23 protein-coding genes and 1 pseudogene are annotated in these 22,303 nt (G+C 46.4%); 7 read left to right on the top strand and 17 right to left on the bottom strand.

Annotated features, from left to right (window positions below; genetic code table 11):
- Positions 1 to 6: 6 nt before the first annotated feature.
- The 6 genes from ACTRXG_RS14680 to ACTRXG_RS14655 all read right to left on the bottom strand — a co-directional run bounded on the left by ACTRXG_RS14680 (position 7) and on the right by ACTRXG_RS14655 (position 4,726).
- Positions 7 to 903 (bottom strand): pilus assembly protein TadG-related protein, encoded by an 897-nt coding sequence (locus tag ACTRXG_RS14680; RefSeq protein ID WP_474285664.1) that lies wholly within the window; start codon positions 901 to 903, stop codon positions 7 to 9.
- Between the two features lie 5 nt (positions 904 to 908).
- A complete protein-coding gene (locus ACTRXG_RS14675) occupies positions 909 to 1,280 on the bottom strand; it encodes a TadE/TadG family type IV pilus assembly protein (RefSeq protein ID WP_474262851.1) in 372 nt (123 codons plus the stop codon).
- On the bottom strand, positions 1,281 to 1,793 hold the full coding sequence (locus tag ACTRXG_RS14670) for an A24 family peptidase (RefSeq protein ID WP_474285663.1): 513 nt from the start codon (positions 1,791 to 1,793) through the stop codon (positions 1,281 to 1,283).
- Between the two features lie 71 nt (positions 1,794 to 1,864).
- Entirely contained in the window at positions 1,865 to 2,041 is a 177-nt protein-coding gene (locus tag ACTRXG_RS14665; RefSeq protein WP_474285662.1) for a Flp family type IVb pilin, read from the bottom strand.
- 52 nt (positions 2,042 to 2,093) lie between these two features.
- Complete coding sequence (locus ACTRXG_RS14660; protein WP_474285661.1) at positions 2,094 to 2,459, bottom strand: DUF192 domain-containing protein; 366 nt, start codon at positions 2,457 to 2,459, stop codon at positions 2,094 to 2,096.
- A gap of 167 nt (positions 2,460 to 2,626) precedes the next feature.
- Positions 2,627 to 4,726, bottom strand: a complete 2,100-nt coding sequence (locus ACTRXG_RS14655) for a LuxR C-terminal-related transcriptional regulator (RefSeq protein WP_474285659.1) — start codon at positions 4,724 to 4,726, stop codon at positions 2,627 to 2,629.
- A 299-nt stretch (positions 4,727 to 5,025) separates the two neighbouring features.
- On the opposite strand from ACTRXG_RS14655, the gene ACTRXG_RS14650 reads away from it, so the two are divergent.
- Positions 5,026 to 5,928, top strand: a complete 903-nt coding sequence (locus tag ACTRXG_RS14650; RefSeq protein ID WP_474285657.1) for a sulfotransferase domain-containing protein — start codon at positions 5,026 to 5,028, stop codon at positions 5,926 to 5,928.
- A 103-nt stretch (positions 5,929 to 6,031) separates the two neighbouring features.
- Positions 6,032 to 6,190 (top strand): hypothetical protein, encoded by a 159-nt coding sequence (locus ACTRXG_RS14645; RefSeq protein WP_474285656.1) that lies wholly within the window; start codon positions 6,032 to 6,034, stop codon positions 6,188 to 6,190.
- A gap of 51 nt (positions 6,191 to 6,241) precedes the next feature.
- Here ACTRXG_RS14645 and ACTRXG_RS14640 read toward each other — a convergent pair whose 3' ends face one another.
- From ACTRXG_RS14640 to ACTRXG_RS14630, 3 genes are all read right to left on the bottom strand, one after another.
- Positions 6,242 to 6,511 carry an FmdB family zinc ribbon protein gene (locus ACTRXG_RS14640; protein WP_474281509.1) on the bottom strand — a complete coding sequence of 90 codons (270 nt, stop codon included), beginning with the start codon at positions 6,509 to 6,511 and terminating at the stop codon, positions 6,242 to 6,244.
- Between the two features lies 1 nt (position 6,512).
- Positions 6,513 to 7,697: a formamidase gene (fmdA, locus tag ACTRXG_RS14635; RefSeq protein WP_322526265.1), complete on the bottom strand. Its 1,185-nt coding sequence runs from the start codon at positions 7,695 to 7,697 to the stop codon at positions 6,513 to 6,515.
- Between the two features lie 109 nt (positions 7,698 to 7,806).
- Entirely contained in the window at positions 7,807 to 8,856 is a 1,050-nt protein-coding gene (locus ACTRXG_RS14630; RefSeq protein WP_474285655.1) for a class I fructose-bisphosphate aldolase, read from the bottom strand.
- 240 nt (positions 8,857 to 9,096) lie between these two features.
- Here ACTRXG_RS14630 and ACTRXG_RS14625 point away from each other — a divergent pair, with 240 nt between their 5' ends.
- Positions 9,097 to 9,930 (top strand): GGDEF domain-containing protein, encoded by an 834-nt coding sequence (locus ACTRXG_RS14625; RefSeq protein WP_474285654.1) that lies wholly within the window; start codon positions 9,097 to 9,099, stop codon positions 9,928 to 9,930.
- 236 nt (positions 9,931 to 10,166) lie between these two features.
- Positions 10,167 to 11,864 carry a methyl-accepting chemotaxis protein gene (locus ACTRXG_RS14620; protein ID WP_474285653.1) on the top strand — a complete coding sequence of 566 codons (1,698 nt, stop codon included), beginning with the start codon at positions 10,167 to 10,169 and terminating at the stop codon, positions 11,862 to 11,864.
- A 44-nt stretch (positions 11,865 to 11,908) separates the two neighbouring features.
- Here ACTRXG_RS14620 and ACTRXG_RS14615 read toward each other — a convergent pair whose 3' ends face one another.
- From ACTRXG_RS14615 to ACTRXG_RS14585, 7 genes are all read right to left on the bottom strand, one after another.
- Positions 11,909 to 13,450 carry an FAD-dependent oxidoreductase gene (locus ACTRXG_RS14615; RefSeq protein ID WP_474285651.1) on the bottom strand — a complete coding sequence of 514 codons (1,542 nt, stop codon included), beginning with the start codon at positions 13,448 to 13,450 and terminating at the stop codon, positions 11,909 to 11,911.
- A gap of 22 nt (positions 13,451 to 13,472) precedes the next feature.
- A complete protein-coding gene (locus tag ACTRXG_RS14610; protein WP_474285649.1) occupies positions 13,473 to 14,231 on the bottom strand; it encodes a cytochrome c oxidase assembly protein in 759 nt (252 codons plus the stop codon).
- Positions 14,232 to 14,235: 4 nt separating this feature from the next.
- Positions 14,236 to 14,727, bottom strand: a complete 492-nt coding sequence (locus ACTRXG_RS14605) for a DUF2243 domain-containing protein (RefSeq protein ID WP_474285648.1) — start codon at positions 14,725 to 14,727, stop codon at positions 14,236 to 14,238.
- Positions 14,728 to 14,743: 16 nt separating this feature from the next.
- Positions 14,744 to 15,115, bottom strand: coding sequence for a DUF2512 family protein (locus ACTRXG_RS14600; RefSeq protein WP_474281495.1), 372 nt, complete (start codon positions 15,113 to 15,115; stop codon positions 14,744 to 14,746).
- Positions 15,116 to 15,356: 241 nt separating this feature from the next.
- Positions 15,357 to 16,184 (bottom strand): sugar phosphate isomerase/epimerase family protein, encoded by an 828-nt coding sequence (locus ACTRXG_RS14595; RefSeq protein WP_474285646.1) that lies wholly within the window; start codon positions 16,182 to 16,184, stop codon positions 15,357 to 15,359.
- 122 nt (positions 16,185 to 16,306) lie between these two features.
- Complete coding sequence (locus tag ACTRXG_RS14590) at positions 16,307 to 16,885, bottom strand: cell wall hydrolase (RefSeq protein WP_474285645.1); 579 nt, start codon at positions 16,883 to 16,885, stop codon at positions 16,307 to 16,309.
- Between the two features lie 217 nt (positions 16,886 to 17,102).
- Positions 17,103 to 18,326, bottom strand: a complete 1,224-nt coding sequence (locus ACTRXG_RS14585; RefSeq protein ID WP_474285644.1) for a hypothetical protein — start codon at positions 18,324 to 18,326, stop codon at positions 17,103 to 17,105.
- A 189-nt stretch (positions 18,327 to 18,515) separates the two neighbouring features.
- Between ACTRXG_RS14585 and ACTRXG_RS14580 the strand changes: the two genes are divergently transcribed.
- On the top strand, positions 18,516 to 19,241 hold the full coding sequence (locus ACTRXG_RS14580) for an MBL fold metallo-hydrolase (protein WP_474285643.1): 726 nt from the start codon (positions 18,516 to 18,518) through the stop codon (positions 19,239 to 19,241).
- 52 nt (positions 19,242 to 19,293) lie between these two features.
- Here the strand turns inward: ACTRXG_RS14580 and ACTRXG_RS14575 are convergent, their stop codons facing one another.
- Positions 19,294 to 20,871 (bottom strand): BCCT family transporter, encoded by a 1,578-nt coding sequence (locus ACTRXG_RS14575; RefSeq protein WP_474285642.1) that lies wholly within the window; start codon positions 20,869 to 20,871, stop codon positions 19,294 to 19,296.
- Between the two features lie 404 nt (positions 20,872 to 21,275).
- On the opposite strand from ACTRXG_RS14575, the gene ACTRXG_RS14570 reads away from it, so the two are divergent.
- Both ACTRXG_RS14570 and ACTRXG_RS14565 read left to right on the top strand, forming a co-directional pair.
- Entirely contained in the window at positions 21,276 to 21,710 is a 435-nt protein-coding gene (locus tag ACTRXG_RS14570) for a universal stress protein (protein WP_474262811.1), read from the top strand.
- Between the two features lie 405 nt (positions 21,711 to 22,115).
- Positions 22,116 to 22,303, top strand: a pseudogene (locus tag ACTRXG_RS14565) (ectoine hydroxylase); the annotation flags it as partial.

Raw genomic sequence — 22,303 nt, 5'->3', positions numbered from 1 at the left:
CCGTCCCTACTGAGTCAGTCTGGTTGTATATGCCCCCCGGCTGGCACTACCTTCTACTATAGTACCCTTGCCCACCCGTTGAATAAATCTCCCCCGGACCGAATCGTCATTCTTGCTCATTCGCTCCTCCAGGTAAAAATAGGCAAATCCTCGTATTTCCACTTCCCGGTAATTATCTTTATTTCCAATGGGAGCATATACCGGAATAAGCATGACTCTGTCACAGTCGCGGTCATATATGTCGCCGTCCGGGCAATTATCGATGCGGTGATTGACTCCACGCTCAGTAGGCCCTGAAATATTGCCTGTCTGCGTATCTACTTCATCCCCAATACGCAGAGGTTCATCATAGCCATTCTTTAATGTTTCCTCATACGTTTTAGCACCCGGACCTTCGAGTGCCAGTATGCCGAAGTTTCCTCCTGTGGAATCGCCCGAATCCACCTTCAAATCATATGTCTCGTTAAAAACCAGATCCGTTTCTTCATTGATGCCAAAAGGCGCAGCCCCAGCCGCTTCACCGATAGCAGCCACCTCTACATTAGCCGCTGCGTTAATATCTACTGTTTCCACTCCAAATAAAGAAGAAAAAAACACGTCGGTCGGACGTTCCAGCTCCACCCGCACCGACTGTTCTTCCTTAATGTCTGTATTAAATAAACTTTCCGACTCCCCGTGTGCTCCCAGCACTTCATCCACTACGTTGGACACTTCTTCTTCAGAATTCATCAGTTCCTGAGCACCGGACAAAGCGGCTGCATTTACTGTTTTCTGCAGGCTGCTCTGCGTTTTGTATAAGTGTCCGCCATCAATGACTACACCGCACATCGCTGTTGCTATTCCGAGGCCAATCGCCATAAGAATTAACGCATTGCCCTTTTCATTTTTTATCCATGTCTTCATAAAGGTCACTCCACCCTTATTGTTGAATTCGTTTCGATCGTGTAGGGAATGGAATAATCACCGAGCAAATTAAAAATGGACGCCGGATACGCCGTCTCTACCGTCATGTATTCCCCGGAGCTTCGATCTCCCGGCGTTACCGTAACGGTAAGATCTGCCGGATTTCCGCTGTCAAAATTCTCCGTTACGTAACTGTTAATTGCTTCATCGCTTTCTCCGAAGCTGCCGATCCGAACTGCTTCCTGGGTAATGAGCTCGAGCTCCTGGTGCGTATAGAGCACCCGCCCGAAATCAATCATTCCAATAAGCAGCGCGATAATAAGCGGAAGAACGAGCGCAAATTCAACGAGCGACTGTCCGTCTTCCTGCCTCCACATTTAAAACAGCATCCCTTCTGTAAATAAATTCACAGCGGCGCCAAGCGCGATAGCTACCCCGTAAGGATACGTTTTCGAAAGTGATTGTTTCGACAATCCGCCGCCCGGCATCTTCGTTCCGTTTTTTATATGAGTCAGCCTGTAAAAAAATGATTTCAAAATATTTTTGTGGCGAAGCAGGACGATCAGTCCCATCAAGGCCCCGAGAAGCGCAATAAATATAAAGGACTGCAGCACGAATGTGCCGCCCTTCAGTGCTCCCACAAGAGCTAGCAGCTTCACATCGCCCGCTCCCATACCGCCCATAGCGTATGGAATAAACAAAAGGGCAAACCCAATCAAAAATCCAAGGAAGGAATGAAACAGCCCTTCCCATCCAGACACTGCGCCGTGGAAAACGAATGCGAGCAGCATGGATGGAAACAGCACTTTATTATAGATTTTTCGTTCTTTTATATCTGTAATCGCACATATAAGTAATACGCCAATTAGAATCCAGTCGATAAGTCCCAAGCTTCATCCCTTCCTTCCAGTTTTGACTTGGTTAAGAAAAAGACCCTCTTTTAGAGGGTCGAGGGTCTATCTTATCCTTCTCCACCTGGAATCTTTTCTGTAAGATCCGTAAAGAACCCACCAATTTGTTCTCCTAAAGTAACCAATGCTGCAATAACACCTACAGCAATCAACCCAAGAATTAAACCGTACTCTGTCATGCCCTGTCCTTCTTCTTCCACTACCAAATTTTTAAAAATTTCGACCATTCTGAACACTCTCCTTTTAATTGTAAGTAATTGCTTGTCTGGGAGGACCGAGTCAACTGATCTGCCGGCTGGAAGCTTCTTCAAGAGCAAGAATGTCGCCGGGTGCAAGATCTGCTGCCTGAATGCTTCCCGCAGGAAGCTCGATGACCGAGGCAGTACCTTTTACCTTTTTTCCGATTTTCCCTGGGCGCAGCTCTTCGTCCACCTCAAGCACTTCCATCTCCCGGCTGAGATAGAGCACATCTACAGGGAACTTCATCCAAAAGGTGTGAATCGATGGACAAGGAGAAATATGAAGGCCGGAACTAGCCGGGAAATGCTTTTTGAACATTAATCCCCTGAATCGCTGATAAAAATTGTATGCCCCTGTCACATTTTCCGCTATCACCTGTCTGGATTGAAGAACTACCAACTTCAAATGCCTGGCACCTCCTGTTAAACACGCTCACTTCTTTAGAATCAAGCCTTTTGGCTTATGAATTGATTATACCTCGTAAATTTATTGTAAAATATCCCCTTACGTTCCTGTTATAAGGTATATTTAATAGGTTATAACTCCTACTTATGCTCCTATTTTTACTCATTTTAAAATCTCTCGTACTTTACCTGATACGCTTTCGAAATAGCCCGGGCCCGGTCCGGCACGTCCAGCTTTTTGAAAATTTTCGTAACGTGATTTTTTACCGTGTGATCACTAATAAACAGCTTTTCAGCAATCTCGCGATTATTATCTCCTTTTATAATCAGCTCCAGCACTTCCTGTTCCCGGGAGGAGAGGGACGATTTGTTTGGTACTGCCGGAATCGCCGATTCTTCTTTCACCTCTGCCGAATTCTGAAAAAACAGCTCCTGGTCGTTGATGAACGTTTGCTCCAGGAAATTCAGAAAGCTATCCTTCCATTCTTCCGATATGTTTGTCATTGCTTTTATTTCCCTCCGGTCCCCGCTTTCTGCATACACCATGGTCATGGCAAATACTTCAGCCTGTGCCCCTGTGTTTAAACGTGCTCTGTTAACACCTTCCTTGAGAGAACGGCCTTTTTCCAACACTTCTCCAACCTGGCTGTCCGGCATTAATTCCTGAATGATCGCCGGGGAATAAGCAGACAGCCTGCATGCCCCTGTGATGGAGGATACAAAGGAAACAGAAAAGTTTCCATTAGCAGTATACTGCTCAGCAATTTCCGCTGCGCGGCTCGACAGTGCAAAGGCTTCCGGATCAAATTGTTTTACCGCCAGATGCATGGCGTCGAGCTGCTTGTGCATGCTAAGCCCCGACTCCTCCCCGGCAAGCTTCATGGACACACCGCCGATTACAGAGAGAGCTTCCAAAAATTCCTCCACCTGCCGGGTTCTCACTTCCTGCGTACCTACGCAGAGCACTCCAAGTATTTCCCCCTGAAAGATTAAAGGGCACTCGAGTACCGGCTCCTTCCACGGCGTTTTTGCCTGCTTCACTTTTTCACGCTCTGTCTCCTGTGAAGAAAAGTATTCTGCCGCTGTGCTTTCTGCATAAAGCTCAAGCTCCTGCCTGGAATATCCTCTTGAAATCATCCGGTATTTTCCGCGTTCTTTCTTTTTCAACAGCAGCATGGCGAAGGTCCCCCGACTCATGCTCAGGCTGGCATCTATAAGTATATAGCTGATTTTTTTTATATCCGGGCTGGCCGCCATCAGTCTGCCTATTTCGACCAGGGACCCCAGCTGTTGAATTTGACGATTATTTTCCTCTGCAAGCCAGTCTGTTTTCACTTTAGCTTCTATTACCGAAATCATGGTGAGTAAAAATTCTTTTCCCTTTGCGGATAAAAACTTGCGGGAAAAGCTCCCTCCAAAGATGACGGCGGAGGCTCCGTTAGTTTTCTGGATCGGCAGCGCAAAAAACAAGAGAGGCGAAAGCCCGTAGCGCTGCCAAAAATAACTTTGGGGGCGTTCCTTTAAATTTTCCAGAAACAAAGGCTCCTCTGACAGCAGCACTTTGCCAAGCGGCCCTTCCCCGGGGTGGAATGAAAGAGTCTCCAACGCCTCCCTATGCTTTCCTGTCACGCACGTCGTTTCGTATACACCCTCCTCCCCCTCTTCAGCCATCCCGAGCACCTCTGCTTCTTCAAGACCATCGATGAGCAGCTCCAGTAATTCTTCCGTAGATTGCCGCTGAAGGGCCTGGTGCATTAACATGGTATGATTTTCGGATGAAGACTGCCTGTCAAAGCATAGCGCCAGAACATTTGCAGCCTTTTGGAAACGGCCAAGCCATTTTTCTCTTTCTTCGATATAAAACGACGGTGTCTGTTTGATGACTTCCTTCCAGCCCCCCGTTTTTCCATACGCCGATTCAAGACTTGCTTCCACTGTTTTTTGTGCCCCTTCTTCAACCAGCAGTCCAGCCAGCAAAAAATAATTTGGGCTTTCATTTTTTTGCAGCGGAACTACTGCTATATGAATCCCAGGAAAAAGATCGTAGAAAAAAGGCTCTCTTGCGTTTAGCTTTCCTTTAAACATATGATTTATTTTATCTCTAAGCCCTGACTCCGGGACAGCATCGAGCGCTGTAAACAGTTCATTTTCCCCGTCGGCAAAAGCAGCTTCGTGCCCCAGGCTGTCAACGACTAGCAAAGTAACATTATATAAGGAAGTATACATCGCCTGTATTTCTTCCATTATCTCTGTACGCTGATCCCCCATAAATATGGCCCCCTATGCTTCGTTCTTGGCCCTGTGGCTGTCTATTAGCTGTAAAAAGTAAGCTTTCAATAGGAAACAGGGACCTTTTGCCGCATCCTGTAGTCCTAATTTCAATGTATACGCATTCTATACCTTTATCAGGGGAAATTAAAAGCTTTTTTCGGGAACTCCGGGCAATTCAAGAAGAATTTACCTTTCTCCGCGAATATATATGCGACCAAACTCACTGGTCCTTTTACTTTGATTGCTCCTACGGATTTCGATATGATGGATGCATTCATTCCATAGGAGGCAGGGCGATGCGCAAGACCATTTACATTCATGTGGGTTATCACAAAACAGCTACTACTTTTCTGCAGAAAAGCATTTATCCTAAATTGACGCACCAAATTACATATTTTTCCCGGGAACATGTTCAGGCGTATCTGTACGACATACGCCATAAAAAGTTGTCAGAGAAGCGAGCAGCTGTTTTACGCAACGACTTTGAATCGATGATGGAGGCGGGAAAGCCGCTCCTCATTTCGTACGAGGGGCTCTCCGGCAACCCAATGTCCACGAAAAAAAAGGTCAAAGACAATTACGCCATTTTAGAGGATCTTCGCCGGATCTTCCCTGAAAAAAGCTATGACGTGCATATTATTGCTGGAGTACGGCGGCAGCTGGATCTTCTCACCTCCCTTTACGTGCAGTATATTCACCAGGGTGGATACAAGCAGGCCGCTGCCGTGTTTGAGGAGTGGGAGCAGCTGGGAGTACTCGACGGCTACTATTATTTCAGCTATATGGAGCGTGTCACAAAATTGTTTGGCAAAAACAACTATTATCTCATGCAGTACGAGCAGTTCCGGCAAAATGAAATGCAGGAATTGAAAGGACTTTTGCAGTATATGGGAATTGAAAAAGTGCCCTCCTACAGCAACACAAAAGTAAACCGGAGCTACGGCACCATGCAGGTGAAGGCTGCCAGAAAGATGAACTATTTTTTAAAAACTCCGTTTAACCCCAAAGCTCCTATTCCAACAAAAAGGGGAAAGCCTCTATCCCGAAGGCTGTTGCAGAGCCGGGCAAGCTTTATGCTTCACCACCAAAAATATTTTCTCCCGGAGTCTCTTCAGAAGGTACTTCAGGCAAAGTACCAAAACGACAATCAACTGTTTTTTCATCATTACAGTATTGATTACACGAAGAAAGACATTTAAAAGACACAGTTTTCAACAGCTTTTTTCCAACTTTCTTCTGTTTGTGATTAAACCGAACCTTTCCGGGGTAAGATTATTTAAACATCCTAAAGGAGGCTGAGATATGTATAAACGGGAGTCCAGGGGCTCAGCTGACAAGCCCAACCGTTTATTTTTAAAAATCACTAAAAAACCTCTTCTTTCTTCTTCAATTGTTTATGGTGTCATGCTGGCCACCATAGCGATTATTGGCATAGCTGGAAAAGACAAAAATTCAAATTAACAGTAACTCAAAAATAGTTAAAGGAGACCCGTTTGTTCCGGGTCTCCTTCTTTAATGTCCTGCCTGCCAAGGGCGCGGTGTCCGCTGTATGGTCCTTTGTTTTGCGGGCAAATCCTTTTGCTGTACTGTTTTCGGCTGCATTCCGTTTTCAATCCTCGATTTTACTTTCGTATCCATCTTTGACAGGTTCACCGGCTGAAAGACTCTTCCGGCCACTGCCCCGCACATAGGGCACGGGGCTTCACTGACCCGGGCTCCTTTGGAGACAATCCAGCTTTCAAAAGTACCGCACGTCCGGCATTCAAAGGTGAATTGGGCCATACTAATCAAGCTCCGGCAAAATATTTTTATAAAATATATCCTTAGGCAGGGCGAGCGTGCAGCAGGCATTCGGTATATCTACGACGCCTGCTACAGTGCCCTGTACCGGCGCAGTACCCAGGAGCATATAGGCCTGCTCGCCTGTGTAGCCGAGTGTTTTCAGAAAATCAATCGCATTCAGGCACGCATTCCTGTAAGCGACGTTAGCATCCAGGTAGGTCTGCGCTCCCGAGAACTCGTTCACCGACACGCCTTCAAAAACCAGAAATTCATTATAATGCGGCATGACTGGTCCTGGCTTAAAGACAGGATTGCGCTTAATACGGTGTTTTTCCATGCCGTTCTTTATCACGTGTACTTTCAGGTCAATCCAGCCGGGCATTTCAATGCCACCGCAGAACGTAATTTCTCCATCTCCCTGCGAGAAATGAAGATCTCCCACCGACAGCTTCGCTCCATCTACAAACACCGGAAAGTATACCCTTGATCCTTTCGAAAGGTTCTTGATGTCACAGTTCCCCCCATTTTCCCGGGGCGGGACGGTTCTTGCTCCTTCGGCGGCAACCCGTTCGAACTCTTCACCTTTGAGTTCACCAAGCACAACTGAATCCTTCGTTGGAAGATTCGCAAGCGGCGGCACCCGGTCAGGATTTGTATCCACCAGTTCCTTTTCCCTGCGGTTCCATTCATTCAGCATGTCCTGTGAAGGAGCCACGCCGATCAGCCCCGGATGAATAATGCCTGCAAACTTTACATTCGGAACATGTCTCGAAGTCGCATAAATACCCTCAAAATCCCAAATAGATTTGGCTGCTTCCGGATAATGGTCCACTAAAAAGCTTCCGCCGTTTTCTTTGGCGAAAATACCGTTAAATCCCCATTCATGCGAGTGAAACGTTCCGATATCCAAAATATCAACAACGAGCAGGTCCCCCTCCTCCACTCCGTTCACGTGCACCGGCCCGCTTAGTACGTGCACACGATCGAGGTTCACATGTTTTATATCCGAAGGGTCATCATTGTTGCTGATCTGCCCGTCGGTCCAGTCCAGGCATTCCATACGGAACGTCTCTCCCGGTTCTACAGAAAAAGCGGCAGGAATATCCGGGTGCCAGCGGTTATGCCCCGGCGTCGTCTGCTGGTCCATTGTTTTATTGAGGTCTACTTCAAACAGTTTTTTCGGCATATAAAATCCTCCTGTTTATAAAGGTAGCCAGAGACACAGCATACGATGTTTAAATTTTCTGAATATATTAGATAAAAAAAGGGGAGGGCTCTCCCCTTTTTTCTACTTCTTATGCTAAAGTAATCGACTCATCCGCATAAACGCTTTGCACAGAGCGGATAATCTCTATACCGTCCTTCATCGGACGCTGGAACGCTTTGCGTCCCATAATCAGTCCCATGCCGCCGGCACGCTTGTTAATTACAGCTGTTTTTACAGCATCCTCCAAATCCGATTCTGCAGAACCGCCGCCGGAATTGATTAAGCCGGCCCGTCCCATAAACGAGTTCATTACCTGATAACGGGTCAGGTCAATTGGATGGTCACTTGTCAGCTCTGAATAAACCTTGTCATGCGTTTTGCCGTAGCCGACAGCGGTGTAGCCGCCGTTGTTGGTCGGCATCTTTTGTTTCACAATATCAGCCTGCAGACTTGCTGATAAATGGATCGCCTGACTCGTCAGATCGGAGGCGGTGTGATAATCGGTGCCGTCTTTTTTAAAGCCAGGGTTACGAAGATAGGCCCAGAGAATGGTGCCAAGACCGAGCTGATGAGCCCGTTCAAAGGCCTGCGACACTTCCTGGATCTGCCGGTCACTCTGCTCTGAACCGAAGTATATCGTTGCTCCGACCGCAACTGCTCCCATCTCATAGGCCCGCTCAACAGAGCCAAACATAATCTGGTCGTGCGTTTCCGGGTACGTTAACAGTTCATTGTGGTTAATTTTGGCAATGAAAGGGATTTTGTGCGCATAATCTCTTGCGATCGAGCCAAGCGCCCCGATCGTTGAAGCTACCGCATTACAGTTACTTTCCATCGCAAGCTTCACAATGTTTTCCGGGTCGAAATACATCGGGTTCGGAGCAAATGAAGCCCCTGCCGAATGCTCAATGCCCTGGTCTACCGGCAGAATGGACAGATAACCCGTTCCGCCAAGCTGTCCGTGATCAAAAAGGCTCTGCAGGTTGCGCAGAACTACCGGAGAACGATCTGTCGATTTGTATACCCGGTCGACAAAATCAGGCCCCGGCACATAAAGGTTTTCTTTCGGTACCGTCTTGCTTTCATGATTTAATAAGTAATCCGCGTCTTGTCCTAATATTTCCTTCGTTGAAGCCATCATGATACCTCCTCACCATTTTAGGAAATTCTTCTTACCTAATTCCCTTTTTAGGGAAGAACATAAACAAATTTTCGAAAGATTTTATGAAAGGATCAGCCTCTGGAAAATGTTTGTATGAATGATTTCCGCTTTAAGTATAAGACTTTTTAGGATTGTGACGATATATATAGCAAGTACTGCTTCTTAATTTAAACTTCTATAATGCAATCCACTTTTCCGCTGGAAAGGGCGTTTCTTATGAAAATAAATTATCTGTTTGTAATGTTTTTTCTGTATATGTTCCTTGGTATTTTCATAGGAATCGGTTTTGCTGTTCTTATGCCGATGGTCATTCCCATACCCAGTTCTTTTTTACACATGTTTTATATCGCTTCGATTACAGCCGGCGTGGCACTCGGGCTTTTGAATTATTTTCTTTTCTTCAGCTTTGTACGCAGATGCATCTTTCACTTTCAGGCTGTATTGACCTCTGTGCGAAACGGAGACCTGAGCGCCCGAGCCTCCTTTCAAAGTACCGGAATGATCGGTCGTTTAAATGCTGATTTGAACCGTACTATCGCCCACCTCGAAACAACCAAAGAAATGGTTGGCCGCGACGATTTAACCAAGCTGCCCAACCGCGTTGCCCTGCAGCATTTTTTTCAGGAAACCTCCGAAGCAGAACTTCCTTATCTTCTCTATTTTATCGACGTTGATCAATTTAAAACCATTAATGATACTTACGGCCATGTAACCGGTGACCGTGTGCTTCAATTTACTGCCTGCAGAATTGCCAGCGCCTGCTTTCCGGAACAGCATCTTTATCGTTTAGGGGGAGATGAGTTTGTCATTATGGAAAGAATCCGAACAAAAAGCGGGAAAAGCACACAGCTGACCCAAAGCCGGATAGACCAGCAGCTCCGGGTTCCCTATACAGATGGGGAAAACACTTTTACGATCACCGTCAGCGTTGGAACTTACGAATCCCTGAATCAGCAGGAGGATTTCGCCGCCGTCCTGCATAAAGCCGATCAGGCAATGTATAAAAACAAACGTCAAAAGCAAGAAAATATACTTCCCTTAAGCGAGTAAAATACGGGAAGCCTTATTCCGCCGAAAAATCCCTTCACAATTTCTTCATTTTTACAGTAACAATGACCTATACTTTTCAGCCTAATTTATATCGATAAATGTCTGTAGAGTTAATTCTTTTTATCTGCTTAATATTTCCATTCCATCATTCTCGTAAAAAGCAGAAACAAAAGAACAGCAGCTGTATTTTTCGCAAGGGGGAAGTATTACTACATTAATTTAGAGGGGTGTATGGAATGAAGGAATGGTTTAACTTCAAAAGTCTTCGCGCAAAAATCTTAACCGGTTTTTTGTCACTTGTAGTGCTGGTAACAGCACTCGGAGTCTATAATTTTTACGCTAACAGTAAAGCGAATGCTGAAACAGAAGGTATCGTTGAGGAGCAGCTTCCGCTGTTAATCGCTGACGAAAAGCTTGCTTTTAATATGGCCCAGCGTGTTGCTTTATCCCGTGGGTACGTTTTATTCGGCGACGAGGAATTCAAAAGCAGCTTCATGGAATATACCGAGGAGAGCGCTGCACTGGAGGAGGAAACGATCGCCGATTTCGGTTCCGATGAACTGGGAGCGTTAATAGAACAAAGCATCGAATGGGAGCAGATTATTACCTCAGAAGTTTTTCCAGCCTATGAGGCAGGAAATGAAGAAGAAGCTAAACAAATTTTAACTACAGAAGCTACACCGTTAGCACGTGAGATTATGACCGGATTTGAAGAAACGGCAGCAGAAAGAGAAAAAGAAATCACGACAGCGGGTGAAAATATGCTTGAAAGCGGCAGGAATATGATGACCACCGGCACGATTGTTTCCCTGCTGGTTATCATTGCCGGAGTGGCAATTGCCTTTTTCATGGCGCGCACGATTTCTGCCCCGATCAAAGCGGTTATGCAACGGATGCAGTCCATTGCCGATGGAGATTTGAGCCAGGAGCCGATGCAGACTACCGCACGCGACGAAACCGGCAAGCTCGTACTCGCTGCCAACCAGATGAATGACAACATGGCCCAGCTGCTTGCACAAATTAAAACGATGTCCGCGAACGTATCGGGTCAGAGTCAGAATTTAACCCATTCTGCCAACGAAGTGAAAGCAGGATCCCAGCAGGTGGCAGTTACAATGGAGGAGCTTGCTTCCGGGGCAGAATCCCAGGCCACAAGTGCCAGCAGCATTGCCTCCTTAATGAGTGATTTTACAGAAAATGTTTCTGATGCCCATACGAAGGGCGAAGACGTCCGCAATGCCTCGACTCATATTTTGTCTATTACAAATGAAGGTCGCGAGCTGATGGATAATTCGGTTCATCAAATGGAAAAAATCGATGCTATCGTGAAAAATGCCGCTGTGAAAGTGGAAGGACTTGATAAACAGTCCCAGGAGATTTCAAAATTAGTGTCTGTCATTAATGATATTGCTAACCAGACCAACCTGCTTGCTTTAAATGCAGCCATTGAGGCTGCCCGGGCTGGCGAGCAGGGGCGCGGCTTCGCCGTAGTCGCTGATGAAGTACGGAAGCTGGCCGAGCAGGTCTCTGCTTCTATCACAGACATTACCGGCATCGTGGAGGGAATCCAGAACGAATCGTCTTCCGTCACTGCCTCTCTGCAGTCAGGCTATAAAGAAGTGGAAATCGGCACCACCCAGATCCAGACTACTGGCGAAACCTTTAATACAATTAATACTGCTATTCAGGAAATGGCAGAAAATCTTCAATCTGTTACTCAAAATCTGGCAGCCATCTCTTCAAGCAGTCAGGAAATCAACGCTTCTATTGAAGAAATAGCTTCAGTATCCGAGGAATCTGCTGCCGGCGTTGAACAGACTGCAGCTTCCGTCCAGCAGACGAGCAGCTCCATGGAGGAAGTTTCCGCTAATTCGGAAAACCTTAACGATCTTGCCCGCCAGCTGAACGCTGAAGTAGATAAATTTAAGCTGTAATACGAGTAAGAAGGCCCGGAGATTTTTTCTCCGGGCCTTCTTTGTTATTCAAGATCTGTTTTACGCTTCAGCGGCGTTACTGCCGGCCCTTCAATAACTTCTCCGTCGTAGGAAAATCTCGAACCATGGCACGGACAGTCCCAGCTCCGTTCTGCATTGTTCCAGGAGAGATCGCAGCCCATATGCGTACAGGTGGTGTCGACAACATACAGTCGGCCCGTTTCGTCCCTGTAAGCGCCTGCCTTTCCGTTTTCTGTATTAATCAAAGCTCCTTCATCATTTTCCAGGTTCTTTTCTTTATCCCCTCTGTTGGCCTTTCCTTTAATCATTTCTTTTCCTACGTCCATGTTTTCGGAAGCAAAGGATTGAATGTTTTTCTTTTTCAACTCGGAACGTGTTGGATCAAAAGCCTCCTTATACACATTTTCATTACCGAGTACATAATCGGCGAGCATCTTCCCTGCTGCTTCACTGTTACTCATGCCCCACTTCATAAATCCGGTGGCAGTAAAAATCTGTTCTTCCCCGGATGTCATTGGGCCCACATAGGGCATTTTATCCAGAGTGATCATATCCTGAGCCGACCAGCGGTAAGGGACCGTCTGCAGACCGAAGTACTCTTCACCAAAGCTGCGCAGTGCTTCATACCGTTCGAACGTATTCGTTTCATTTTTTCCGGACGTGTGTCCTTCCCCGCCAATTAAAAGCAGTTTCTCCCCGTTTTCATCCTTTGCTGTACGAAGCGACCGCGAAGGGGAATCTACACTGATATACATATGCTTTGGCATTGTCTGAACTTTTGCCCCTATGATGTAGGAACGCTCCACATGCAGACGACTGTAGTATTTTCCCATACCGTCGTTAAAAGGGAAATGACTTGTTACCAAAAGGTAGTCACTGGTAACCGTGCTGTCGTTGTTTGTATTGACCACTACTTTCCCATTGGCTTTATTCACATCAGCTGCACGTGTATTCTCGTACACACGCCCGCCAAGGCGGACTACCTCTTCAAGAAGGACCCGGTAATAATACACTGGCTGAAACTGAGCCTGATCGCGGATAACGAGAGCCCGCTCGACAGCGTACGGAAGATCATGTTCGTCAGAAGCATCACCGCCGTTTACATTTAATAACCGGTACGCCTCCGCTTCCTTCTCCATCACTTTTTTCTGCTGCTCGCTTTTCGTATAAATAAAAGCGTCCCGCTCTTCCCATTCACAGTCAATATTAAGCTCAGTAACCCGCTTGCGCATATCGCTGATCGCCTGTTCGTTAGCTTCAAAGTACTGGCTGGTTTTTTCCCGGCCGTGATTCTGAATCAGCTCATCGTACACCATTCCGTGCTGGGAGGATATTTTTGCCGTTGTATTCCCGGTTGTACCTTCGAGCACCCTGCCCGCTTCCAGCAGCACCACCTTCGTTCCGGCCTTTGCTAAATAGTAGGCTGCTGTGATACCGGCTGCCCCGGCTCCTGTGATAGTCACTTCAGCCGTGTCTTCTCCACTATGTGCAGGCATGTGTGTAGTTTCGCTTTCCTTAAGCCATAAAGAATTCGGATATAAAGGGACATGTTTATTGTTAGTCATTGCAGTTCCTCCTTATAGTTATTCAGGCTGCCCGTGCTTCTTGCTGCTTGGGGCGGGCCGCTTTATACCAGTGCCAGCAGAGAATCACCATAATGGCAATATCCACCGCATCGCCCCCGTAATACATCAGCATCGAACCTGCCTGAGCAGCTTCCTGCCCAATTCCGGGCGGCGGAGATACATATAAATACTTGGACAAAATACCGTGGCCTGCAAGGGCTGTGACAAGCACCCCGGACCGAAACAAAAAAGAATACCGGTGCGGCGCCGGATCGATATAAATAATAGAAGCTGTAAACACATATCCCGCTAAGAAAATATGAATATGAACAGCGGTATAAACGAGCACGGACTCATGCATCAAAGCGTACAATCCAGTCGTATACAAAAGCCATAGGCCGCCAATATTTAACACCGAAGCCGTCACCGGATGAGATACTATCGCCACAAAGCGGCTCCGCAGTAATTTAGACAGCTTTTTCGCTGAAGGCACTGGGAGAGTGCGGAGAGCAAGCGTCACCGGCGCCGAGAGCACCATACAAAGCGGGGCCAGCATACCAAGCAGCAAATGGCCGGTCATATGAATGACAAAGGAATCATGAGCCATCCGGGGAATCGGCCCAAGCACCGAAATGACTGCCGCCGCTGTACCGGCAGCAAACAGCCCAATGCGGTATACCGGCCATCCAGTGTCACGAAAGGCCGCAGCAAGATACAAGAGACAGACAACGACAAAAGGGGCTGCAAGCACGCCTTCTGCAAAATAATGTGAAGTAGTCATCAGTTTATACAGCTGCTCTCTGCTTTTTTATCCGCGAAGTTTGTCTCCACACGATTATCCCGGCAATAAGCAGTACGAACGCACTGATGTTCCATACCAGATCATATGGCAGAATATCTACTCCGTATCTTATTTGATGGATGCCCATCCACTTATGATGAACGATCCCGTCATACAGCTGAAAGAAGCCGACCCCGGTCAACATTCCCCCGATCCACCGGCGCAGCCAGAAGCTCTGCCGGCGCCGGAGATCAGCAAACATAAACAGGGCAGCTACTGTAGCAAACCAGCTGAATGCATGAAAAAAACCATCTGAAACGATCCCGACAGCCGTGGTCGATAAATCATAAAAATGATGCCAGTTCAGAAGCTGATGAAAAACGGCTTCATCTATAAAAGCGATGAGCCCGAGACCGAAAAGAAGGCCGGATAACAGGTTTCTTCCGGCGTAATTTGCCTGGTTTCTCCGAAGCATAGCTTCGTTTTTTTCTGACATGACTAAGCCTCCTACGTTACATATCTGTTTTCACACGATTGCTTGAAAAAAGCACGTGCGTGCCCAGATAAAAATGAAACATATATTCTGCTGTTCCCATCAGCACAGCGGCTGTTATTGCTGCAAGCAGCACCGGGCCTGAAAAGGAAATTACAGCACCTGCAATTAAAATAATCACAAACACAAGAACGGCATCCCCAATCGCTGCTATCAGGCTTTTTACACGGGGGAGCAGCATGAGATCACCGAGCGGATAGCTGATTGCGCCGATAATAATAGTGAGCACCAGCACACTCCAAACAGAGACCCCGTTTGCGATACCGAGCACCAAAAATAACAGAGCCGCCGTCATCACTCCTTTTCCGGTTAATGCTTTAATGTGTTTCATGTTCTCCTCCTTTCTGAAGCCGGTTTATAAAACGCAAAAAGCCAGGGAAAGACGTATCTCTTTTCCTGGCTTACCGCAAGGCTTAATCCCGCGATTGCTGCCTTCGTTTATTCAGTTATGCTGAGCTATCTCTCTATTTCCTTAAAACGCATTTACATAAACGCTCTTTTAATCACTGGAGCTAGCGCTTTGCCACTGAGCAACAGGCTTAAGAGGTGGTTATTACTCTCCTTTCGTTCTATTATGACTGGAAAAGATACTGCAGTTTTTCAAGCGACTTTTCGGCATATTCATTAACACAATCTATTCTGGACTTTTTTTCCTCTGAAGGAAATACATTCAATTCCGGTGCCAGGCATTCTACTGTAATCGTTCCATCGTACCCTGTTTCTTTAATAGCCTCAGCGATCGCCTCCCAGGGAAGTCTTCCGTACCCGAGGCCCTGCCGATTAGTATCTGCCACATGTATATGGCTGAGGGCGGGGCCCAGATGATGAAAAGGCTTCTCCATGCTGCTCTCCTCAATGTTCATGTGAAAAGTATCGAGCATCGTCGTCACAAATGGATGTCCGGTTTCTTCCACTAGCATAAGCGCCTGCCATCCGGTATTAATGATACAACTTTCGTAACGATTTAACGGCTCAATGACCAGAGCAACGTTTCTTTCTTCTGCATAGGGAGCTATTTCCTGAAGTGATAAAACGGCTGCTTCCCATTCTTCTTTACCGTTTCCTTCCGGCTCTGATTTGCCCGGGGCACACGGGGAAAGCACCATATATTCTGCACCAGCCCGGTATGCACGGCTAATCTGTTCTTTAAAATAATTTACAGCTGTTTTTCGCATAGTTGGATCAATCTGTGATAAATCTGTTTCTTTCCGTGGCCATCCTGCATCCGCACACAGACCCCGGATACGGATCCCGAGGGCTTCCGCCTGCTGGATTAATTCCTCCCAGTTATAGTCCTTCGCGTGAATTTCAATTTCATCGTACCCTATGGAAGCTGCGTCACGCATTGTCTGTTCAATTGGCTGGTCTCCAAAGATCCAGCTGCATATCGAAAATTTCATCTCGTTCTCCCCTTCACTATTATGCCTGCCTTCTAATATATTCCTTACCCAGCTCTCCTGTAAGCATGTTTTTAACCAAATATAAAACAAAAAAACCAGCGGTTTGTCACCGCTGGTCCTACTTAAACGTCTTCTGAAAAAACATGTCCGCCGATTTCATAATCAACTGTCTTCGTTTCCCAGAGCCAGTTGTCTTTCGGCACATCTTCACTCCAGAAAAACAATGAATCCCCTACCGGCTCAGATCCATTCAGAGCCTCTTCCGTTGCTTCTTCTGCACGCTCGGAGGGAGATTCTTCTATGCTTCCGTTAGCTACTACCTGGAATTGATTTTCTTCGTATATGACACTTTCGACATCGTCTGGGAAGGTTTCAGATTCAATGCGGTTCAAAATAACACTTGCCACGGCCACCATGCCTTCAAAAGATTCATCTTTGGCTTCTGCATGAACGGCCCGTTCAAGCAGTTCTTCATTCTCCACCTCAGGCACTTCACTCGAGGCGACTCTTTCTTCTTCCGGCTCCTGTTCAGGTGCCTCTGCTTTCTGTTCTGTCTCTTCTTCTGCAGCCTGTTGTTTTTCTTCTGCTTCCTGCTCGGCTGTCTGGCTTCGTTCGTGCACATTGTAGACTAAGAAGCCTAACACAGCGGCAAAAACAGCTATCGATCCTATTACGGTGTAAATAGAATACTGCCTGGACATCGTAATCACCCTTTATCAGTGAGGCAAGATTATTGTTCCTATGATGGCGGCAAATGACAGGTCTGTCATCATTTTACCACTTTGCTTCAAGGAATAATAATTTCCACTGACGGCATATCCGGCTGTTTTTTGCTGTAACACGGGAAGAAAAGTCATAGGCACAGAAACAGGCATTGTAATTCCACGATAAAGGCACAGACGCCTTCCTGCGTCTTTTTTAGGAGGAAGACTCCTCCCGTTTTTCCGATTTCGCACGTTCATTGCGAATACGCTGACGGTAGCCGTAGGTCGCTTTGAGCACCGTTTCTTCACTTTCAAGCCCTGCCCCAAGAGCGCCTCCAAGCGTGGCTACCGTGCAGGCAAGCCAGGATATTTTCAGGTACGTCGCAAATGTTACGGCCCCCTGTAAATTCAGTGCCAGCTGTGATCCTGGAATAAACAGCAGAGAAACAACTAAAAACATCACAAATAGAATAATATAATAATGAATAATGGCAATTCCGATAGTAGAAGCTGTAGCTTTATTGTAGGAACGGACTAAAAATTTAGATTCTGCCTTTGACTCTTTTTCCCACAAACCGTGGGCAGCAATAAACCATACAGTCATAGCCACCATGGCCGTAAACATAACAGCAAGAAAGCGCCAAAAGCCATAGGTGTCGCTCAGCATCCAGAAACTAGGAAAAATCAGTCCATAAGCTCCGGTAGCAAAAGCTAAGGCAATTACACGCTTAAAGGCCGGAAAAATCGTCCACGGCCGGTTCGCCAGCACCATGCCGGAAAGCAGCCTCGTGCGCCCTCTCATATTCAGGTTAGCATAGAAGCGGACATGCTGGCTTTCTTCTTCATTGGAATACACTGTCCGTTTAATCGGGGAAAAGCGCTCATACAAACGGCTGCCCATCAATTCCCTCGATCCTCTTCCCCGGACCTGATAGGAATGTTCTTCTTCATGATCCTCAAGCTGCTCCTGATTTTCTGCAATACGTTCATTCTGCCGTTCCCGGTCTTCCTCCAGGCTTCCATGGTGCATTTCATTTACAAGCTGCATCATTGCCTCCCGGACACGTTTTCTCACTGGCATTGCTCCAAGGGACGGCAGGGAAATGAGGCCGATTTCCCGGTCTGAACTGGCATCAGCTATCACCAATTTTTTGCCATCTATGATTGGCAGGTCCGTAAAGCAGAGTGCATAATCCCATTCGTGCTTTTGTTTATGCTTTTGTGCTTCCTCAATCACCGGTTCTGATTTTTCTACCACTCCGGCAAAAGGGTCAAGAACCACTTCCACTTCCCAGCTCCTCCGGTCATCTACATAGTTTTTAAGCAAATCGGGCAGCTCTTCTGCCATTTCGTCGCAAATTTCCTTCGGCAGCTCCGGCGCAGCTATAAGGCCGAGCTTGTAGCTGTCCTGCGAATATTTGTTTTTTTTCGAAGCCATCGATGCTCCTCCTTTCTCTCCAGTGTCTTAAAAATAAGGCCAAAGAAAAGGTACCATACTTTCGCCCTTTTCCATATGCACATATTTTTCTATTATGCACATGTTATAGATAAAAGAAAATGAGGAATAATTCTTTTAGGTTCATTATTAATACAAGGAGGTGAACCGAAGCCAAGTGCTTCGGCCGCTATGAAGCTGACAGAAACCATTCACGTACTCGAGCTTTCCGTTCCACAGGGAACAGGCACAATGGTATTAAACCCGACCCTCATGAATAATGATGGCCGGCTGGTTCTCTTTGACGCAGGCATGCCTGGGTACGAAGAAGAAATATACGAATTGATACGACAGGAAAATTTAAACCCCGATCACCTTGATACTATTATTTTAACCCATCAGGACATTGATCACATCGGGAGCCTCCCGGAAATTCTTCACGACCATCCCAACCTGCGTGTCCTCATGCACTCTGAAGACAAACCTTACGTAGACGGAGAAGAACCGTTGATTAAATTCAGCAGTAACGCCAAAGCAAACCTGATCGACACCCTTCCGGAAGAAAAGCGGGACCGGGTTGGTTATATGCTCGATAAGAATGAACCCTCGCTCATCAGTGAAACTATGGAAGAGGGAGATAAACCTGTGGCGGGGCTGACCGCAGTGCATACGCCCGGACATGCTCCCGGGCATATCAGTCTGTATCACGAAAACAGCCATACGCTTATTGCCGGCGATGCTTTGACTGCTGAAGACGGCGAGCTTTTCGGACCCCGGGCAGAAGTTACGCCAGACATGGAACAAGCCCACCGTTCTCTAGAAAAACTGCTCGATTTCGATATGACGACCGCAATTTGTTATCACGGAGGCGTAGTACACGGAGACATTAATCAAAAAATCCGGGGAATCTTATCCTGAACGAAAAAAAGCACCTCCGCAGCTAGCGGGGGGGCTTTCGTTTGTGCTTTGATTAAGAGTTTTCGATATCCTCCCGGATCCGCTGCCGGCGCTCTTCTTCCTCCCGAAGTCTCGTTTCCTTGTAATCCTTTCGTACGGATTTCAGTAAGGAAATAGCAGAGATGAACAGGACAATAGAGAATGGCAGGGCCCCGATAAGAGAAACTGTCTGCAGTCCGTCAAGACCGGCACTGATAATCAGTACAGTAGCCAAACCGGCGATCAATGCGCCCCAGATTACTTTTAAGAGCATTGATGGGTTCGTATCCCCGTTGGAGGTCATCATACCCAGCACAAATGTGGCAGAGTCTGCTGAGGTTACCAGGAATGTAAACAGCAGGCATATCGACAGTATGGAGAGCAGTGTGCCAAGCGGTATGTTATCGAGCATGGCAAACATGGCCCGTGTCGTATCCTCCGCAACAATGCCCGCTATATCTGTGCCGTGGAATAAATCCAGGTTGATCGCAGTGCCGCCGAAAATACCAATCCAGATCATTCCGATAAACGGCGGAGCAACCATAACGCCAAGGACGAATTCCCGGAGCGTGCGCCCTTTCGAAATACGGGCTACGAACATCCCCACAAATGGGGACCATGCGATCGTCCAGGCCCAGTAATAAATCGGCCAGTCCTGCACCCAGGTGCCGTCTGTATAGTTTTCCATACGAAGACTTGCCTGGAAGAAGTTTTGAACATAATCGCCGAGACCCATTGTAATGGTCTCAAGAATAAAGCCTGTAGGTCCGATAAATAATACAGCTATCATTAAAAACAAAGCCAGACCGAGGTTTACATTACTCAAATATTTTATTCCACGGTCCAGACCAGAGATGGTTGAAACCATAAAAGCTACAAACATGACAGCTACAATAGTAAACTGAGTAGTGGAGCTTGCCGGGATACTAAACACACTATTGAGGCCCCCGCTGATCTGCAGGACACTCAAACCAAGCGTAGTAGCCACACCCATCACTGTAGCGATAACAGCAATGATGTCCACGCCATTACGGAAGCCTTTGCGGAGCGGGCGCGTGCCGTCCCCAATAACACCGTTCATCGTGTCACTGATAAGACTCCGCTCTTCCTGACGGTATAAAAAGTAGGAAATCGCAAGTCCCACAAATGTAAATGATGCCCACTGGTGAATACCGTTGTTAAAAAAGGCGTTCCACATTGCTTCTCTTGCCGCTTCAGGCGTCCCGGGATCTACGCTCGTCCAGGGAGGGGGAGTCTGAAAGTGGGTCATCGGTTCTGCCACACCCCAGAAAACGATACTTACACCAAATCCACAGCTGAACAGCATCGCGATCCAGGTGAAAAAAGGGTATTTCGGCCGGGCATCGTCGCCCCCGAGCCTGACACGCCCGTACTTACTAAACGCCATATAAAAGTTAAATAAGATCAGAAACAGCACAAACAGTAAATAGAACCAGCCGAACGTATCAGCGATAAAGCCGTATGTAAATTCGGCCTGTGCCTGCAAGGTCTGTGGTGCTAATGCCCCCCACAATGCAAATACAAAAATGATGATAAAAGAAATGAAAAAGATACTGTTGAGAAATTTAAATCTTTTCTCTTTTTCACTCATGATGCCTTCCTCCTTTCTTTGCTTAGGGAAACGAATTAACGAAACTTTAACATATAAGGCCTTCCAACAACAGTTAGTTCCAAAAAAACTCTTGGAAATAGTATTAGGATCAAAGAACTAATGTGAAGCAGCCTTTGGTTTGATTTACCCGAATTATCTTGCAAATAATACACAAATTCACTGATTTAAGGAATTTCTCAATGAATTTTCTTAATTTTCATGACTATTTCACTAATTATTCATTTATTGACGTCGTAAATGTCAAAAATATCATGTACAATGAATATAGAATATAACTCATCAAAGAACTGCATAAAACGATCTGCATTTGTCCTATTCCTCTTTCCAGCTTTAGGTTTCAGGCAGGATACCCCTGCTAATTCACTATATTAGGAGGATGTTCTATGCACACAATGAACGTTGTATTAGTGGCTGTTGACGGATCCGAGCAGGCTGAATATGCTTTTGAGACCGCTCTCCCTATTGCTAAAGCGCAGGAAGCCCAGCTTATAATTGCGAGGGTGATTAATAAAAACGCCTATCAGCCGATGAGCAGTTACGCTCCTTCCATTATTGAAAAAGTACAGGAGGATGCCAATGAACTGCTGGCAAAATACAAAAAACAGGCAGAAGAAGCAGGCATCACAGATGTAACTGTAGAGCTTTTATACGGTTCTCCCAAAACGAAAATCATCCGTGATATCGTACCGAAATACCATGTAGATTTAATAGTTACCGGGGCGACCGGCTTAAACGCTGTAGAAAAAATATTCATGGGCAGTGTATCCGAGCACATTGCAAAAGCGGCACCCTGCAGTGTCATGGTGGTCCGTTCTTAAAATTAAAGCTTTTAAAAGCAGCAGGCAAAAATTGCCGCTGCTTTTTTTTTGAAAATTTATGTTTATTCCTTTTGTGAGCGGGAACAGTTTAAGTGTCCCGATAGATTGAGGGATAAAAAAATATATGCATGGTGGAAATGTTTGGACAATAGCGCCTAAAACATAAGCCAGAAAAGACCTGTCTCTTTTCTGGCTTTTTTGCGTGCAAAAGCCGATTTACTCCTCTCCCGGGCTTATTGTTCTTTTGTTTTCGCTATGCATTATTTTCATCTTTTGTTCTATATGCAACCAGGCATGAAGCCGGTGCACAAAAAGAATCATTATTTTTTCCACATCCACTTTAAAGCGGGATTCTACAGCCCGCACTCATTCTGTATTTTAAAAAATTTTTAGGAGGACTTGAAAATGGCAATCGATAAGTATCCATCCAGACAAGGCGATCATAAGGAAATCATGGACCGGAAGGACCCTGTTGTTCACGGCGGTTCGGATTTTGACGGCCCGCTGCAAAAGGAAGAACTGGACTTTTACGACGAGAACGGCTACCTCATGCTCCAGAAGCTGTTTACCGATGAGGAAGTTGAAATGATGAA

The organism is Marinococcus sp. LNSP9103-4 (genome assembly GCF_056034345.1).
This window is presented reverse-complemented; position numbering and strand designations above follow the sequence as displayed.

Bases quoted from the DNA above. Each gene is read 5' to 3' on its own strand.
- ACTRXG_RS14615 (WP_474285651.1), bottom strand. From the start codon at position 13,450: ATGACTAACAATAAACATGTCCCTTTATATCCGAATTCTTTATGGCTT.
- ACTRXG_RS14610 (WP_474285649.1), bottom strand. From the start codon at position 14,231: ATGACTACTTCACATTATTTTGCAGAAGGCGTGCTTGCAGCCCCTTTT.
- ACTRXG_RS14650 (WP_474285657.1), top strand. From the start codon at position 5,026: ATGCGCAAGACCATTTACATTCATGTGGGTTATCACAAAACAGCTACT.
- ACTRXG_RS14640 (WP_474281509.1), bottom strand. From the start codon at position 6,511: ATGGCCCAATTCACCTTTGAATGCCGGACGTGCGGTACTTTTGAAAGC.
- ACTRXG_RS14585 (WP_474285644.1), bottom strand. From the start codon at position 18,326: ATGGCTTCGAAAAAAAACAAATATTCGCAGGACAGCTACAAGCTCGGC.
- ACTRXG_RS14575 (WP_474285642.1), bottom strand. From the start codon at position 20,871: ATGAGTGAAAAAGAGAAAAGATTTAAATTTCTCAACAGTATCTTTTTC.
- ACTRXG_RS14680 (WP_474285664.1), bottom strand. From the start codon at position 903: ATGAAGACATGGATAAAAAATGAAAAGGGCAATGCGTTAATTCTTATG.
- ACTRXG_RS14600 (WP_474281495.1), bottom strand. From the start codon at position 15,115: ATGAAACACATTAAAGCATTAACCGGAAAAGGAGTGATGACGGCGGCT.
- ACTRXG_RS14605 (WP_474285648.1), bottom strand. From the start codon at position 14,727: ATGTCAGAAAAAAACGAAGCTATGCTTCGGAGAAACCAGGCAAATTAC.
- ACTRXG_RS14675 (WP_474262851.1), bottom strand. From the start codon at position 1,280: ATGTGGAGGCAGGAAGACGGACAGTCGCTCGTTGAATTTGCGCTCGTT.
- ACTRXG_RS14590 (WP_474285645.1), bottom strand. From the start codon at position 16,885: ATGTCCAGGCAGTATTCTATTTACACCGTAATAGGATCGATAGCTGTT.
- ACTRXG_RS14580 (WP_474285643.1), top strand. From the start codon at position 18,516: ATGAAGCTGACAGAAACCATTCACGTACTCGAGCTTTCCGTTCCACAG.
- ACTRXG_RS14595 (WP_474285646.1), bottom strand. From the start codon at position 16,184: ATGAAATTTTCGATATGCAGCTGGATCTTTGGAGACCAGCCAATTGAA.
- fmdA (WP_322526265.1), bottom strand. From the start codon at position 7,697: ATGCCGAAAAAACTGTTTGAAGTAGACCTCAATAAAACAATGGACCAG.
- ACTRXG_RS14570 (WP_474262811.1), top strand. From the start codon at position 21,276: ATGCACACAATGAACGTTGTATTAGTGGCTGTTGACGGATCCGAGCAG.
- ACTRXG_RS14620 (WP_474285653.1), top strand. From the start codon at position 10,167: ATGAAGGAATGGTTTAACTTCAAAAGTCTTCGCGCAAAAATCTTAACC.
- ACTRXG_RS14645 (WP_474285656.1), top strand. From the start codon at position 6,032: ATGTATAAACGGGAGTCCAGGGGCTCAGCTGACAAGCCCAACCGTTTA.
- ACTRXG_RS14655 (WP_474285659.1), bottom strand. From the start codon at position 4,726: ATGGGGGATCAGCGTACAGAGATAATGGAAGAAATACAGGCGATGTAT.
- ACTRXG_RS14630 (WP_474285655.1), bottom strand. From the start codon at position 8,856: ATGGCTTCAACGAAGGAAATATTAGGACAAGACGCGGATTACTTATTA.
- ACTRXG_RS14625 (WP_474285654.1), top strand. From the start codon at position 9,097: ATGAAAATAAATTATCTGTTTGTAATGTTTTTTCTGTATATGTTCCTT.
- ACTRXG_RS14665 (WP_474285662.1), bottom strand. From the start codon at position 2,041: ATGGTCGAAATTTTTAAAAATTTGGTAGTGGAAGAAGAAGGACAGGGC.